Raw genomic sequence first — 13,988 nt, 5'->3', positions numbered from 1 at the left:
GATCATCGAAACCCTCGCTGCCTACTGCACACGAATTAACGACTCAGGACACTAGGGACTCCTGAGTTTGAAGCGCGATTCGACGAGCTCAAAATCGACCCGGCGAAGGGAGGAGCTCCAACAAAACCAAGTGCCGTTTATAAGGCAAGGGTTGAGGTTGAGGTTGGGATCGCTGCTGAACGCCAAGGCATTGTAGAGCCTCCCGTTCGGCGCCCTACCAGCGCGGACCTCGGAGGCAAGGACGATGTCGGAGACTTCATCGATGCGGATGGACAGCGGTGGGATGTGAAATCACCCACGGAATATTTTCCTCCGACGGCAGGTAAAAAAGCCGATCAGTTCATGCCTCCGGGCCTTCCTGGTCGCCATAATCTGAGCGATCTGGTGGTGAAGATTGACGACGAGATCAGCAAGGGGGAAAATGTACTCCTTGACCTGCGGCGACTGACCCCGGAATCCAGGAGGGAAGTGGTAGAGTACATCGACACAAGACAGGACTGGACCAGCCATGTCTACGTAGTCGATGTCTGATGCGGAGGCAAAATGCGGAATGTTCCAGGGGCCTGGCCCCTTGACCCTGAGTCGCGCCAGGCGTTGGAAGAATATATTGAATGGCTAGGTTCGTCCGGGGCAGCCGGGGCGGAAATGGTCGGTGACGTCGATCTCAGAGGAGCCGAGGTTCGTGGCCTCGACTTCACGGATCTATGGTTGCTCGGCGCCAACATGGCAGGAGTTGATGCAACAGGAGCCGACTTTTCGCGAGCCAATTTGAGCGGCGCAATACTGGAAAACGGAATATTTGTCGGGGCATCATTTGTGCGGACTGAATTCACGCAGGCAAGAGGTGTTGGTGCGGTGTTTCGCGACGCAACGTTCTCTGCCGTGCAGGTGGTGTCGTCGGATTTTCGTGGAGCTGATTTTTCGCGTGTGAGCTTCAAGGAAGCCGGTCTGCTTAAAACAGATGCCACCGGAGCTGATTTCTCTGGTTCATGGTTCGGTGGTGAAGGCGCGTGCGCGAGATTTAACGACCTCATCATTGATGATTGCGAATTCAATGGAGCGACTGGTGTCATCCATGGAACGGCATCCGTTCGGCGCCGCGGTTCTCAACATATTCTGTCCGCTGAACTTCTCGAAGAGTACATCAATACTCGCGGGGCTGATGTTCGTGTAATTGGATAGAACAAATTCCGGCTCACGCGATATCGTGGATGGTTGGGCGCTTGACCGAATCGCCCAGATCGCCTGAGTCGGCTGGGCGCCGGCGGAGGATTCTCTGAGGGAGCGGCAGTGCTACGCGCTGGATGCGGAGTCATGCCCGGAATGCTCCTATGTCGTACCTTGCTTCCGTGTAGCAGCCATCGTCGGTAAGAGGATTCATGCCCCTGTTGATGAGAACGTCTATATGGCTCTTGAGTAAGGGGGCATCCTCTGGGTTCTCATCACTCAACTGGCGCTATAGCCCTTTGGGAGAGACATTGCAGATTCGGGAGTCGGAAGGTCTGGCGGGAGAGCAATACGAAGAGTTTCGGCAACAGGTTAATTCGCTAGTGGTGAAAGGGCAAAACCCGACCCTGTTGAGAAGGTATATACTGGAATGTTCGAATCGCTTTGAAGAAGCGCCGTCTTCCGGGGCTTGGCAGGCGTGTTGGAAAAGAAGTGCAATTCAATTCTTCAATGATGAGTATATTTCTCTTGAGAGTGTACTTCCCGGGCTCGCTGAAGGTGACCTGGGCGACATCGATGATGTGATTGAGGACATCAAGGATCTGTCTCCGCTGCTCGACTCTGCGGATATACCAGGATGGGCGCCAGCATCGCATACCTGGTGGTGGTGTCTGTCTGAAGGCGGAGCTTACATTCCGGACATCATCGCGGAGGATTAGATATCGGGCTCCTGGCCCTCCGATCATCTTCCTCATGTAGAAGACTGTAATCGAAATTCCCGAAGCTCTCCCGCCTCTGGTACGGGCGGTCGGCGCTGAGAGAAACCATGTCCCTGCTGGTGAGCGCGCCGCAGGTGACTGTCACGTGGACGTGGGTGGTCGGGCACGCTGATGGGGCGGACAAGGTGGAGGTCCCTCGCGGTGGTTCGCCCAGTCGAGGCCTCGACATGACTGACCGCCTCTAACGTGGGGGCGTAGCTGGTTCGGAGGAACCGATGGGGGGACTTCTCAGAGCTCCCGAGCCTGCTGGCTCATGGGAGTGGTTCTTCGATACAGGGAAGGTAGAGGCAGGTTTTGCCGATTCACTATCCATGCTGGCGGTGGTTGCCGGGGTCCTTCGCCGCCATGGGCTTCTAACGGTCGATGCCGTCGAGATCTGTTGGGAGCATCCTCGGGGTCGGCGTAGGCCCCGTGATTGGCGGATCGTTCCTGTCTGCGGGGCTGTAGACTCATCCGAGTGCGCTGAGAGCCTCCTTGCCACCCGCCCGGAGAGTGACCCCGCCTACGCAGAGATGCTACTGCTGCAGGCGCACGGTAGTGGTACGTGGATTGATGCCCAGGGTGGTGCTCACACGGAGTCCGATCTCCTCCTTGTGGAGACGATGCCATTGGACGAAAAAGTCGCCGTGGACGTATCTGTTTACCATGACATCTGGGCGCCGCACGCATTCAACGGCGCTCCCCATCCGGAGCTGCACGCCGCCAACGCTCCGCGACTTGCAGTGGCGCTCAAGGAGATTGAATCCACGCTGCAGACACCTATAAACCCTGGAGAGGTCACTTATTTCGGTGCTGTGGAGGGGTACGGCATAGTTGAGCCCGAGCCGGATGACCTGGATGATGGCTGGGATATCGATAGGACGGACAGGATCGTCTCAGGATGACCGTTCTCCTATTCGCCTCCTCCTGGGGGCCGGCCATGTGGTGAAGGCGCGTCGCGGCGGTTCGCCCAGTCGTGAACTCGACGTGGCTGACCGGCTCTAACGCGAGGACGCAGCGGAGGGGAATTTTCTGCCTTGAAGCGCTGGTTGGGAGGGAGTAGTGGGGAGACTGCTCAGGGCACCCGAGCCCGCGGGGTCCTGGATGTGGTTCGTCGGCGCACGAAAGAAGACGGGTCTTGCGGAGTCGCTCTCCACGTTGGAGGTTGTCACAGATATCCTTTGCCGTCATGAACTTCTGACGGTCGGAGCCATCGAGATCTGTTGGGAGCATCCACGAGTCCAGCGCAGGCCCCGTGACTGGCGGACCGTTCCGCTACGGGGGAACATCGACACACCGGAGTGCGCAGAGAGTCTCCTTGCCACACGCCCGCCGGGCGCCTCCGACGCGAGGATGCTGCTGCTCCAGGCACACGGAACGGGTACATGGCTCGACGCCCGAGGGAACGCCTGTTCAGAAGCCGACCTCGTCATCGCTGAGGCGACGCCGCTGGACGAAGACGTCGCTGTGGAGGTGGCCGTCTACCACGATGTCTGGGCGCGTTATGCCTTCAACGGTTTCCCTCATCCGGAGGTGCATAGGGCCAACGCTCCGCGACTTGCGACTGCTTTGAAGGAGATCGAATCTACGTTCGATGCCTATACAGAACCCGGAGATCATACCTATTTCGGTGCTGTGAAGGGGTACGGGATCAGTGATCCCGAACCCTTCGAGATCGTGGACGGCAGGGCTCTCGACCGAACCGACAAAATCGTTTGAGGTGGACCGGCCCTCCGAACCGCCGCCCCGCCCGGAGAGGGCGCTGCGACGCGGCGGAGGAGGTTGCGGTGGCTGAAACGTTCCTGGCCTTCCTGGCGGTTTCGGCGCTGGTGATCATGCCCCCGGAGCAGGACACAGCGCTGACCATCCGGGAGCGCTGGCCGCCGGGCGCCGGGGAGGCCTCACTGCGGCGCTAGGCGTGTGCAGCGGCCAGCTCGTCTGGGCCGCGGCGGCCGGAGCCGGACTCTCGGCGCTGCTGCTGGCCTTGGAGCCCGCGTTCCGCACGCTGAAGTACGTGGGGTGTGCCTACCTTCTCTGCCTGGCCGCTTTGACACTGCGTGACGCGGTGCGCAGTACGCCCGGAGGCAAGGATGAGCAGGAGCCGGTGCGGTCTCCAGGGGCGGCGCTGGCGGCCGTCTACCGCCAGGGGCTGATCCGGTGTGGGTGCCGGGTGGGCGGTACTTCGAGGAGGCTGGGGAGCACCTGTCCGCGGCTGCGCTTGCGTGGGCACGGGAGCTGGTACTTCTCGTTGGATTAGGGGCAGGCTCCAGGTGGCCGGTCCCGGATGCGGTGGGGCAGGTTCTTCTCCCGTGAGGCCGCCCGCGCGGCGCTGCGCAGAGCGCGGGACGACGACACCGAGGCGGGCGGACCGGTGGTGTGGACGGTGGGCCCGTGGCTCCAGCACTGGCTGGACACGCGGACACGGCTGCGGGCGCGCACCCGGATCAGCTACCAGGAGCACATCGACCGCTACCTCAACCCGAACCTGGGCGGGGCCCTGGTGGAGGAGCTGTGCCCTTTGGGCTTTGACGTCCTTCGGACCCCGACGTCGTCTACGTCGCGATTCTCGAATTCGTGTTCTTATGCCCTTCGGGCTTTGACGTCCTTCGGACCTCTTGCGGATTTTCGCGGCGCCTGGCCTGCGGCGATCGTGTCCGATTGCACGCGACCATCTCACGGATGCTTCGGCGTCGGGTGATGTACGTCACAAGTCCTGCCTCTGGGGGCTTGAACTGCGAAAATGCCGTGCACGCGATCATGGATTCTCGACCCCTGTCCGCACCCCCTGTACATGGCGGCGCCGGACATGCCTCCGGCCGCCGAATTATCGCATCGACGAGCGTGTGTGTCCATGTGCCCGCCGATTCTGGCCATGTTTCCGTGCAGTCGCCCCGCACGCGGAGTCGAGCTTGCTAGCGTTCCTCATCCCCGCGCCCGCAGGGGCTGCGGGCGCGGTTCGGTGTCCTTGACAGCGGTAAGACTGTGGCGACCCGATACGGGAGGATGGCGAGTGCCGAGTCGGCTACAGGTCCACGTGCACGGTGCGGCCGTAGGGGCGGAAAGCGTCTCGGCTGCGCAGGCGCACGGGCTGGCATGCGCACTGGTGGAAGAGGACGACCGTGACCATCACGCGCCAGTGAAGCCGTTCGCTCTACAGGGGATCGGTACACCGCCGCCCTCCCGCTCCCGCGGCGAATCGGCCGCCTCGATGGTGATCGGCTGGCTCGACGACGAGCGCGTTCCGGCCTGGGAGTCCTGGCACCAGAAGGAGACACGGCTGGGGGCGCGCCAGGTGCAGGTGCGCGCAGTGGAGCAGGAAACGGCCTCCTACGCCGATCTGGCGACGTCCGCGGCGGTGTCCCGGGTCGGGGTGGTGTTCGAGGCGCCGACGCTGGTGCGCCGCGGCGGGCGCAACCTCCCGCTGCCCGAGCCCGAACTACTCGTGTCCGGTCTGGTGCGGCGGTGGAACGCCTTCAGCCCGCTGGCCGTCCCCGAGACCCAGGCGGCGGAACTGCTCGCCTCGGTGTACGTGGCGCGCCACGCAGTGCGCACCGTCCCCCTGGAGCTGCGCGGCCGGGGCCGGGCCGGGTTCGTGGGAACGGCCACCTTCGGGATTGCGCGGCAGGCGCCGCTGGCGCTGCGGCGGTGGCTGGCCGCGCTGTGGCGCTTCGCCTCCTTCAGCGGGGTCGGAGCCCACACCACCCACGGGCTCGGCCAGGTCACCGTCTACCCGGGCGAGGATCCCCCCTCGGCCGGAGCCTCCCGCTCCCGCCGCCGCGGTGCCGACCACGGTGCCCATGGCCCGCTGCCCCAGCAAGCGGGGGCGGCCCGGTGACGGGGCAGGAGAACGAACCAGACGCGAACATGGACCAGCAGGCGGCGCCCGAGACCGAGTCCGATACCGGAGAAGACCTGATCATCGTCGCCCTGTCAGGGGTGCAGCGCTTCATCACCGAGTCGCGCTCGACCGCCGACCTGCGCGCGGCCAGCCGGATCATGTCGGAGCTGGCCGAGACCGCCGCGCACACCTGCGCCGCCCACCGCGCCCGCCTGGTGCTGCCCTCGGCCACGCCCTCCACCGGCGCCCCCAACCGAATCGTTGCCCTGGCCCGGGCCGGCGAAGGAGCCGACATCGCCGCGCTCGCTGCCGCCGCCGTGCACAAGCAGTGGTCCGATTCCGTCGAAGACGTCTACAAAGGCGCAGGCGGGGCACCTGCAACGCCGGGGATGCCGCGGGTGGTGTGGGTGTGCGCGCCTGCGTCCGACGACGGCTACCAGGGCCAGTGGCAGCGGGCCCAGCAGATGCTGGCCGCGCGCAAGCGCGTTCAGGACTTCCAGGCCCAGGCCTGGCCCCGCACCCGGGTGTGCACGCTGAGCCCGCGCTGGCCCGTGGACCCGCGCCCCGAGAAGCGCATGCCCAAGCACGAGGACGACGCGCTGGCCGCGGCGAACTGGGTCAAGCGCCAGCGCGGCCGCAGCACCGCACGCGATTCGCGTCACCGCAGCCAGGGCATCGCCTCGACCAGCGGCTTCGCCTCGGCGTTCTACCGACGCGCCGTCCTGGAGCACGCCGCCGACGACCCAGAAGTGGCTGGGGTCGTGTCCGACCTGCACGACATGGTCACGCACCGCCCGAGCGGCCTCTCCACCAGCACACCGGTCCTGGACACCCCCGAGACACCGGTGCCCGGGCTGGAGCGCCCGGGAGCGGGGCCGCTGCGCTGGCTGTGGGGGCGCGGCGGGCGCTGGGTCTACCCGCAGACGTGGGAGGCGGCGACGCTGGCCCGAGAATTCGGGCTTGCCGCCTCCGGTCCGGACTTCGCCGCGTTCGCCGAGCACTGCGCCTTGGGGCGCCTGGCCGCGAGCGAGCTGGAGAGGCTGATGGGCGAGCGAGGGGTGGCCCCGCCGGTTCCGCACCTGGCCGTGCTCGCCCAGGACCTCGACGACATGGGCGCGCACCTGGGCCGGATCACCACGCCTGAGGACCACCAGCGGGTTTCGGCCCAGCTCGATGCTGTGGCCCGCGCACAGACCGACCTGCTGCGCGCCCCCGACGTCCTGGGCGATGCGGTCTATGCCGGAGGCGACGACCTGCTCGCCTTCACCCCGGCCGCCACCGCCCTGGCGGCTGCGGCCGCCTGCTACAGGGCTCCGGCCACGGCGCAGGCGCAACTGCCTTCCGCCTCCAGCGCCGTGCTGTTCTTCCACCACCGCTACCCCCTGCACGCGGTGCTGGAGACGGTGCGCGAGGCGCTGGCCGATGCCAAGCGCATGCCCGACAAGCACGCACTGTCGGTGGGCTACATCCGACGCTCCGGTGCCCGTGGGGCCACCGTTCACCCCTGGCGGCATGAGACCTCCACCGAGGCGGCGCTGGCCGCCGACGACATGGCGGTCTTCCTCCCCGAGCCTCCCCCCGAGGGTGCAGGAGAGCGGGGGGAGCAGGTCCGGCCGCGTGTGCTCTCGCCGCGGCTGTTGGCCGATGTGGACCGCGACCGCGATGCCCTGGCCGACCTGCGCGATGCCGACCAGGACGACTACGAGCGCGAGCTGCGGCGCCTGGTGCTGCGCCACACTTCCGGCTCCACCGAGGCGGCACGGGAGGAGTTCGCCTCGCGAACCGCCAAGCGGCTGCGGATCCTGGCCGGGGCGGCCCCGCCCTGGCGGGGCGGCGAGGCGCTGGCCGACACGGTGCGCGTGGGAGCATTCGTTGCCAAGGAGTGCATGTGAGGACCACCCCTGCGACGGCCTCCGGTCCGGAAGACGATCGGGAACCGCAGGCCGGCCCGCCGACGTGGGCGGTGATCGAGCCCCACGACACCGTCCAGGTACGCGACGGGCGCCGCTTCGAGGCCGGTGACGACGGCGCCGGGGTGGCCGAGACCGTCGCCCCGGGGCCCAGCACCGTGGCCGGGGCGCTGGGCTGGGCCCACGACGGAGAACTCGCCTATGTGCGCGGCCCGGTCGTCGCCCGGCGCGACCGGCAGGACGGCCCGTGGCAGCCCCACTTTCCCGTGCCTTTGGACGTGGTGGCCGATGCGGGCGGGCGCTCGGCCTACCGCCTGGAGCCCGGGGCAGACTCCTCCGCGAGCGACCTGCGCACGATGGGTTCCGACGCCCCGGCGCCGCGGAGACTGCTCCAGGAGCCCGCCCGCGCATGGGGCGGTCAGCCCATCGAAGAACTGATACACGCCCATGCGCTGGGCTCCTACCTGCGCGGGGAACTGTTCCCCGCTCCGGGGGAACCCGTGCCGCTGGGCCGCCTGGAGCCGGCCGCCGAACCCCCGTGGGCCGCCGAACCCCGCATCGGGCTGGCCAGGCGCGGCCGACAGGTGCGCATCGGCTACCTCTACCAGGCCACCCACCTGCGGCCCCGGCCCGGCTGGGCCCTCCTGGCCCAGACCGCCGCGCCCGGCGGCCGCCCCCTGCACCTGAAGTCCCCGGTCCCCTTCGGCGGGCAGACGCGCATGGCCGACGTGACCACCGATGCCGCCCCCGCCGGGCGGAACGGGGTCTGGCCGCAGCGGCCCGAGGAGTTCCCCCAGGACCGGCTCTTGCTGTACGTGGCCACCCCGGCCCTGTGGCCCGATGGGTGGTGCCCGCCGCTGCCGGAGCAGGCGTCCCTGGTGGCCGCGGCTGTGGGGGAGCCGATGCCGGTGGCCACCGCTTCTTCCCGGCGGGGTTTCGGCGCCACCCGCATGCTGCGCTGGGCGGTGCCGCCCGGCTCGGTCTACTGGCTGCAACTACCTGCCGGCACGGCCGCCTCCTTCGCCGCCCGCTGGCACAACCGCCCTCTCACGCCCGCCGCCGACTGGGCCGCCGACCACCCCGGCGGCACACCCGGACCGCCCGAGCAGGCCGCACTGCACTCGGCCGGGTTCGGCATCGTGCTCACAGGAGTCTGGACATGACGACCGCGTCCCTGCTGCTCTACCTCTACGCCGAATCCCCCGTGCACGCGGGGGCGGCCGCCGCCGACGGGGTCCTGGACCTGCCCATCCAGCGCGAGGCCGCCACCGGCTACCCCCTCGTCTGGGGCCAGAGTCTCAAAGGGGCCCTGCGCCAGGCCGCCGGGGAGGCCGGCTGGGACCTAGAGGCGGTGACCGCGGTGTTCGGCTCCGACATCGCCGACAACGGGGACGGACAGCAGGCCGGGGGCGGCCAGGGGGAGGACACCGACGAGGCCACCACCCCGGGGTCGCTGATGGTGGGCGATGCCCAACTGGTCGCGCTGCCAGTGCCCACGCTGCGCCGCTCCTTCGCCTGGGCCACCTCCCCGCTGGCCCTGGCCCGCCTGGCCCGCAAGCACGCCCTGATGGAGATCGATCCCCCCGCCCCGGTCGAGTTGGAGGACGCCGAGGCGGCCGCGGCCGATGAGTTCTGGTCCGGGCCCCGCGGCGAGGTGCTGGGCCCCTGCGTCGTGGACATCCCCGCCCTGGAGGCCGATGCCGCCAACCCGGTCCGGGCCTGGGCCGCCCACCTGTCCAGGACGGCCCTGGCCGGCGACCACCTGGCCCCGTTCGCGAAGAAGTTCAGCACCGACCTGGTGGCCCTGGACGAGACCGTGATGCGCACCCTGCTGCGCGAGTGCACCGAGTTCGCCGTCCGCGTCCAACTGGGGCGCCAGACCAAGACCGTCCAGCAGATGTTCACCAGCGAGTACCTGCCCGCCGAGACACTGCTGGCGGCCCTGATCACCCTGCGCACCGACACCCCGCTGATCGAGTCCGAGGCCTCGGCCCACCTGCAGCGGCTGCACACCCTGCTCGACGGCAAGCCCCTGCGCATCGGAGGGCAGGAGAGCACCGGCAAAGGGCTGATGTGGGCCCGCCTCGTCGGCCCCGCGACCCCGCAGGAGCACCACGATGGGTGAACCCCCGCAGCCCCAGCCCCGCGCGCCGCGCCTGGACCAGGCCATGGCGGCCCAAGCCGCCCGCATCCTCCCCGACACCGGGACCGACGTGGAGGCCGCCAAGACCCTGCGCACCCGCATGCGCCAGCTCCCCCTGCGGCTGCGCTCCACCGGCTTCGTCGCGGCCTTCGCCTTCATCCACTCCAAGTCCGGCGACACCACCGCCGTGGCCCGCGCCTACCGCGACCTGCGCGACCTGCTCATTCGCCGGATCGCCGAGGAGGAGCTGCTCGAAGGCCTCACGCCCCACACCACGCCCGCGGAGTTCCTGCGCGCGCTCAGCGAGGCCGATGCCACCGCCTACGCCCGCATCACCACCGAGGCCGACATGGTCGCCGGGTGGCTGTCCCGCATCGCCGATGCCCGCTACCAGGCCGCCCGACCTGCCAACGCCACCGGCACCGGCGGCGCCGGTGAAGGCGCCGAGGACGCCCCTTCCCAGGAGCAGGCATGAGCCCTTCCCGGCGCAACCACGGTCAGAACACGCACCCGCGTTTCACCCTCCTGGAGGTCGGCCGCTGGCCGGCCGCCGGTCCCGCCGGGCGCCTCATCGAGGCCCGAGTTCGGCTGGAACACCAGGTCACCGACGATAAGGGCAAGCGCCTCGCCCCGGCCAAGCCGGTCAAGGGGCGGCGCCCGCGGCGCAACGCCGGCTTCGAGCTCGCCGGGGAGCGGCTCCGGGGCGAAGCCAACGCCCTGATCCTTCTACGTCGCCTGGCCCTGGTGGGCGAGGCCACCGACAAGGCCCGCCCCGAGGAGCCCGCCCTCGAATGGGCCCAGGAGTTCCGGCTGGGCTATGACCCCGTCCGGGCCGAGGCGCTGCAGGCCCGCCGCGACCACCTGCTGCGGTGCCTGCGCGAGACCGGCAAGCACGTCCTGCGGCTGCGCCTGGCCACCGAATGGCGGCTGGTCATCGGTCTTGGCGAACCCATGGCCGACCACGAGTTCGGACTGCACCTGCACGGCACCCACGGATGGCCGCTGCTGCGCGGCTCCGGCCTCAAAGGCGCCGCGGCCGCCTGGGCCCGCCACGTCGAAGCCCCGCCGGAGGAGTACCGCGCGGTCTTCGGCGACCCTCCGCCGACCGGCTCCCAGGACGAGACGGCCGAAAGCTCCGACGGGCCCGCCGACAGCGACGACCCAGGTGGGAGCCCGGCCCCGGGCGGGGTGCGCTTCCTCGACGCCCTGCCCGAATGCGCCCCTGCCGACGGCCACGGACTGGTCGTGCACCGCGACGTCATCACCCCGCACCAGCAGCCCTACCGCACCCAGCGGGACGGCCCCCAGACTCCGCCCGGCGAGCACGAGGCACCCAACCCCCAGCCCTTCCTCTCCCTCAGCGGCGCCTTCACCGCTGACCTGGTCGGCGATGAACCGGAGGCCACCCGCAAGGCCGCCGACTGGCTCACCGCCGCCGCCACCGAACAGGGGCTGGGCGCGCGCACCGCAGCGGGCTACGGCTACACCACTGTCGACGAATCGGTCCTGCCATGATCCACATCCTTCCGGTCGGGGTCAGCCTGCGCGAAAACCTCGTCAAGGCCTGCGACGACCCCAGCCGCTGCGAACACCTGCTCCCCAGCAAAGACTTCGGGAGGGCCCGCGAAATCGTCGCCCCGAAGGAGGAAGACCCCAACAGCCTGAGGTCTCGGCTGTATCCGAACAGCGATGACAAGGAGCGGGCCCGCACCGAGGTCACCGCCGCTCTGAACGATCCTGCGGGATCGGGGCTTGAAGACCAGATCAAACGCTTCTGTCCCGGCAAGTGGACCCAGCCCATCAGCGCCGAGATGAACGCCATCACCCGCTTCGCTGCCGGTGGGCCCCGACGCCGCATCGGGTTCCGCATCAAACGCGTCACGAAACTGCAGCGCGGCGACACAGCGGTCCTGGCCGGCCCGACACCGCGGCCGGACTGCTCTCAGCCCTGTGGAACGCACTCGCCCTGGCCGACGGTGATGCGCGGCGGGTGGGACTGCTCGACGTGAGGAGCGGTGTCCTGACCGGTGCCCAGGACGCGGCGGCGCTCATCGCCCCCATCCCCGGCCTGGACGCGTCCTCGGCCGACGAATTCACCGCCTCCATGTTCCACCTCGGAGTCCTCGGCAGGCGGCTGATCCGCGAAGTGTGCGGAGCGGGCGGCGACTATGTCTTCCACCTCTCCGGCGGCTACAAGGCCGCCCTGCCCTACTTCATCGGACTGGCTGAAGGCATGCGCGGCCTCATCGACATGCCCGGCGAAGAACACCCACTGGGACTGGTCTCCTCGGTGCAGGCCCACGTCCTGCACGAAGAGACCGCTGGACAGATGATCCCCGTACCGCTGCGGCGCCTGGCCTGGCAGACGGTCAGGGACGAACTGGAAAACGTCGACAAGAAGAAGCCGCGAGTGCCCGGGCGTGGCCGTCCTATGCGGCCGGGCAAAGGGCACGGCACGCTGTACGGCTACGCCTACGAGAGCGCCACCGGCCGCCCCCAGGACGACCTGCACCTCACCCCCTTCGGCGAGGGGCTGTACGAACTGATCGATGTGGTATCGAAGCGATGACGCCCCCCGCCCCCGACGGTGCCGCCCCTCTGCCTCCGGTGCTGGAGCCCCTGCTCGAACGCCTGACCGGCGGCATCGGCGACCACCTGCGCACCTACGCCGGCGCTCAGGCCCGGACCGGGGCCTGGGACGGGCTCGAACCCCACCTGCACCGCCTGTGGGGCCTGCCCGTTCCCGCCCCGCCGCGCGCCAGGGGGTGGGCGCAGCTGCCCCGCCTGCGGCGGCCCGCCAAGGACGAAGCGCCAGCGCCACGCTCACCAGAGAAGATGGAGCGGGCCATTGCCGCCTTCACCGCCCACTTGGCCGCACCGGCCACCGCGGCCACCTCCCAGATCGAGGCCTTGGCCCTTGACCCCGGCACGCTGCTGCACCGCGCCCAAGCGGCGGGCCCCGCCCCCGAACCCTTCACCGTCCACCAGCGGGCCTGCCTGGCGGCCGAGGCCCTCTGGCGCCACCTGACCACCGCCACCGGCGAGCGCGCCCGGCTGCTTCCTGCGGCCGCCCGTGCCCGCTTCCTGCTGCTCAGCGAACCCCTGCGCCACCGCGGTGCCGCCCCGGCCTCGGTGTGGACTCCCACCGTCGTCGACAGGGAAGGCGGCGACATCTACGGCCCGGTCGGACACATCTTCGGCGCCGACCAGTGGCACCTGTTCCTCGAACGCGCCCGCCAGTCCCGCCGCGACTGGTTCCGCGTGCTCTCGGCCCGCCAGGACCACCCGATCCTGGCCCAACCCCCGCCCTCGGCTCTGGAGAGCGAACTCGACCTGCTCACCAGGACGACCCTCCACTTCCCGGCGGCCCGGCTGGTGATGTCCGATGTTCCGCTCTCCGACGCCGACCTCGGCGACGGCGAAGACGAAGCCCTCATCTGGGACGTCACCCAGCACCACCTCCTGCCCCGCTTCCGCCTGGGGCGCGTGGCCGCCCTGGCCGACCCGTTCTCCACCGCCCTGGGCTTCGTCGGCGCCGGGCTCGTCGTGGCGTGCGCCGCGGCCGCTCTGAGGCTGGTCCTGGACCACGGCTTCGCCCTGGCGGCCGCCTTGGCCGCTGCCACCTACCTGGGGATCGGAGGGGGCACCCTGTTGTGGGGCCGCATCTGGGCCGCCCAGTGGCTGCTGCGCCTTCCCGCGGCTTCCGCGCTCGGACTGACCGTGCTCATCGCACTGCCCGACTGGTGGCAGCGTTCCCGCCTGGAGCTCCTGCCCCCGTCGGATGCCGTGCAGGCGGCCGCACTGCTGCTCGCGATCGCCTACGGCTACCTCGTGGTGGAGGCCCGCACCCACGGACTCGCCCGCGGCGCCGCCCTCGTCCGCGCCCTGGGCGTAGCCGCAGTGGGCTGGGTCCACGCAGGGCTGGTCAGCCTCATGGGCCTCGTGGTGCTGGCACCGGCCTTCGGTGAGCAGGGCGACGGACCCCGACCGCCGACCCTGGGCGGCCAGGCCGCCGCAGACCCCCTTGCCGCCCTCGTTCTGGCCTCGGCCTGGTGCCTGACGGTCGGCGTGCTCTCCCAGATCCTGTGGGAGGACCGCTCCATCACCGCCCCGCTGGCCCACCTGGAGTGGCGTTCCACCCCCCACCCCTGAGACGGAAACGGAGCGGAACC

16 protein-coding genes are annotated in these 13,988 nt (G+C 69.2%); all 16 read left to right on the top strand.

All coding sequences use genetic code 11. The annotated features are described in order from the left end of the window. Positions 1-285 precede the first annotated feature (285 nt). Positions 286-531 carry a hypothetical protein gene (locus O4U47_RS12945; protein ID WP_270678075.1) on the top strand — a complete coding sequence of 82 codons (246 nt, stop codon included), beginning with the start codon at positions 286-288 and terminating at the stop codon, positions 529-531. Between the two features lie 12 nt (positions 532-543). Next, positions 544-1,182 (top strand): pentapeptide repeat-containing protein, encoded by a 639-nt coding sequence (locus O4U47_RS12940; protein WP_270678074.1) that lies wholly within the window; start codon positions 544-546, stop codon positions 1,180-1,182. Positions 1,183-1,379: 197 nt separating this feature from the next. Beyond that, entirely contained in the window at positions 1,380-1,886 is a 507-nt protein-coding gene (locus O4U47_RS12935; protein WP_270678073.1) for a hypothetical protein, read from the top strand. A 275-nt stretch (positions 1,887-2,161) separates the two neighbouring features. Further along, positions 2,162-2,830, top strand: coding sequence for a hypothetical protein (locus O4U47_RS12930; RefSeq protein WP_270678072.1), 669 nt, complete (start codon positions 2,162-2,164; stop codon positions 2,828-2,830). Between the two features lie 157 nt (positions 2,831-2,987). Then, positions 2,988-3,644 carry a hypothetical protein gene (locus O4U47_RS12925; protein ID WP_270678071.1) on the top strand — a complete coding sequence of 219 codons (657 nt, stop codon included), beginning with the start codon at positions 2,988-2,990 and terminating at the stop codon, positions 3,642-3,644. A 68-nt stretch (positions 3,645-3,712) separates the two neighbouring features. Continuing rightward, a complete protein-coding gene (locus O4U47_RS12920; protein ID WP_270678070.1) occupies positions 3,713-3,841 on the top strand; it encodes a hypothetical protein in 129 nt (42 codons plus the stop codon). Beyond that, positions 3,802-4,182, top strand: a complete 381-nt coding sequence (locus O4U47_RS12915) for a LysE family transporter (RefSeq protein WP_333563646.1) — start codon at positions 3,802-3,804, stop codon at positions 4,180-4,182. The genes O4U47_RS12920 and O4U47_RS12915 overlap by 40 nt, the downstream gene beginning before the upstream one ends. Before the next feature lie 879 nt (positions 4,183-5,061). Then, positions 5,062-5,760, top strand: coding sequence for a CRISPR system precrRNA processing endoribonuclease RAMP protein Cas6 (gene cas6, locus O4U47_RS12910; RefSeq protein WP_270678068.1), 699 nt, complete (start codon positions 5,062-5,064; stop codon positions 5,758-5,760). 29 nt (positions 5,761-5,789) lie between these two features. Further along, on the top strand, positions 5,790-7,655 hold the full coding sequence (locus O4U47_RS12905) for a Cas10/Cmr2 second palm domain-containing protein (protein WP_270678067.1): 1,866 nt from the start codon (positions 5,790-5,792) through the stop codon (positions 7,653-7,655). Beyond that, positions 7,652-8,836, top strand: coding sequence for a type III-B CRISPR module-associated Cmr3 family protein (locus O4U47_RS12900; RefSeq protein WP_270678066.1), 1,185 nt, complete (start codon positions 7,652-7,654; stop codon positions 8,834-8,836). The genes O4U47_RS12905 and O4U47_RS12900 overlap by 4 nt, the downstream gene beginning before the upstream one ends. Beyond that, positions 8,833-9,798 (top strand): type III-B CRISPR module RAMP protein Cmr4, encoded by a 966-nt coding sequence (cmr4, locus tag O4U47_RS12895; RefSeq protein WP_270678065.1) that lies wholly within the window; start codon positions 8,833-8,835, stop codon positions 9,796-9,798. The genes O4U47_RS12900 and cmr4 overlap by 4 nt, the downstream gene beginning before the upstream one ends. Then, a complete protein-coding gene (gene cmr5 / locus O4U47_RS12890; protein WP_270678064.1) occupies positions 9,791-10,291 on the top strand; it encodes a type III-B CRISPR module-associated protein Cmr5 in 501 nt (166 codons plus the stop codon). The genes cmr4 and cmr5 overlap by 8 nt, the downstream gene beginning before the upstream one ends. Then, on the top strand, positions 10,288-11,331 hold the full coding sequence (gene cmr6 / locus O4U47_RS12885) for a type III-B CRISPR module RAMP protein Cmr6 (protein ID WP_270678063.1): 1,044 nt from the start codon (positions 10,288-10,290) through the stop codon (positions 11,329-11,331). The genes cmr5 and cmr6 overlap by 4 nt, the downstream gene beginning before the upstream one ends. Then, complete coding sequence (locus tag O4U47_RS12880) at positions 11,328-11,825, top strand: hypothetical protein (RefSeq protein ID WP_270678062.1); 498 nt, start codon at positions 11,328-11,330, stop codon at positions 11,823-11,825. Before cmr6 ends, O4U47_RS12880 begins: the two co-directional genes overlap by 4 nt. Continuing rightward, positions 11,807-12,385, top strand: coding sequence for a hypothetical protein (locus O4U47_RS12875; protein ID WP_270678061.1), 579 nt, complete (start codon positions 11,807-11,809; stop codon positions 12,383-12,385). The genes O4U47_RS12880 and O4U47_RS12875 overlap by 19 nt, the downstream gene beginning before the upstream one ends. Beyond that, positions 12,382-13,968 carry a hypothetical protein gene (locus O4U47_RS12870; RefSeq protein ID WP_270678060.1) on the top strand — a complete coding sequence of 529 codons (1,587 nt, stop codon included), beginning with the start codon at positions 12,382-12,384 and terminating at the stop codon, positions 13,966-13,968. The genes O4U47_RS12875 and O4U47_RS12870 overlap by 4 nt, the downstream gene beginning before the upstream one ends. Positions 13,969-13,988: the final 20 nt, after the last annotated feature.

It is taken from the genome of Nocardiopsis suaedae, from assembly GCF_027706745.1.
Classification (GTDB): Bacteria; Actinomycetota; Actinomycetes; order Streptosporangiales; family Streptosporangiaceae; genus Nocardiopsis_A; species Nocardiopsis_A suaedae.
The sequence above is the reverse complement of the archived record's forward strand: the minus strand, read 5'-3'. Positions and strand labels throughout refer to the sequence as shown.

Coding starts and splice junctions, on each gene's coding strand:
- O4U47_RS12940 (WP_270678074.1), top strand. CDS start 544: ATGCGGAATGTTCCAGGGGCCTGGCCCCTTGACCCTGAGTCGCGCCAG.
- cmr5 (WP_270678064.1), top strand. CDS start 9,791: ATGGGTGAACCCCCGCAGCCCCAGCCCCGCGCGCCGCGCCTGGACCAG.
- cmr6 (WP_270678063.1), top strand. CDS start 10,288: ATGAGCCCTTCCCGGCGCAACCACGGTCAGAACACGCACCCGCGTTTC.
- O4U47_RS12870 (WP_270678060.1), top strand. CDS start 12,382: ATGACGCCCCCCGCCCCCGACGGTGCCGCCCCTCTGCCTCCGGTGCTG.
- O4U47_RS12880 (WP_270678062.1), top strand. CDS start 11,328: ATGATCCACATCCTTCCGGTCGGGGTCAGCCTGCGCGAAAACCTCGTC.
- O4U47_RS12935 (WP_270678073.1), top strand. CDS start 1,380: ATGCCCCTGTTGATGAGAACGTCTATATGGCTCTTGAGTAAGGGGGCA.
- O4U47_RS12930 (WP_270678072.1), top strand. CDS start 2,162: ATGGGGGGACTTCTCAGAGCTCCCGAGCCTGCTGGCTCATGGGAGTGG.
- O4U47_RS12905 (WP_270678067.1), top strand. CDS start 5,790: ATGGACCAGCAGGCGGCGCCCGAGACCGAGTCCGATACCGGAGAAGAC.
- cmr4 (WP_270678065.1), top strand. CDS start 8,833: ATGACGACCGCGTCCCTGCTGCTCTACCTCTACGCCGAATCCCCCGTG.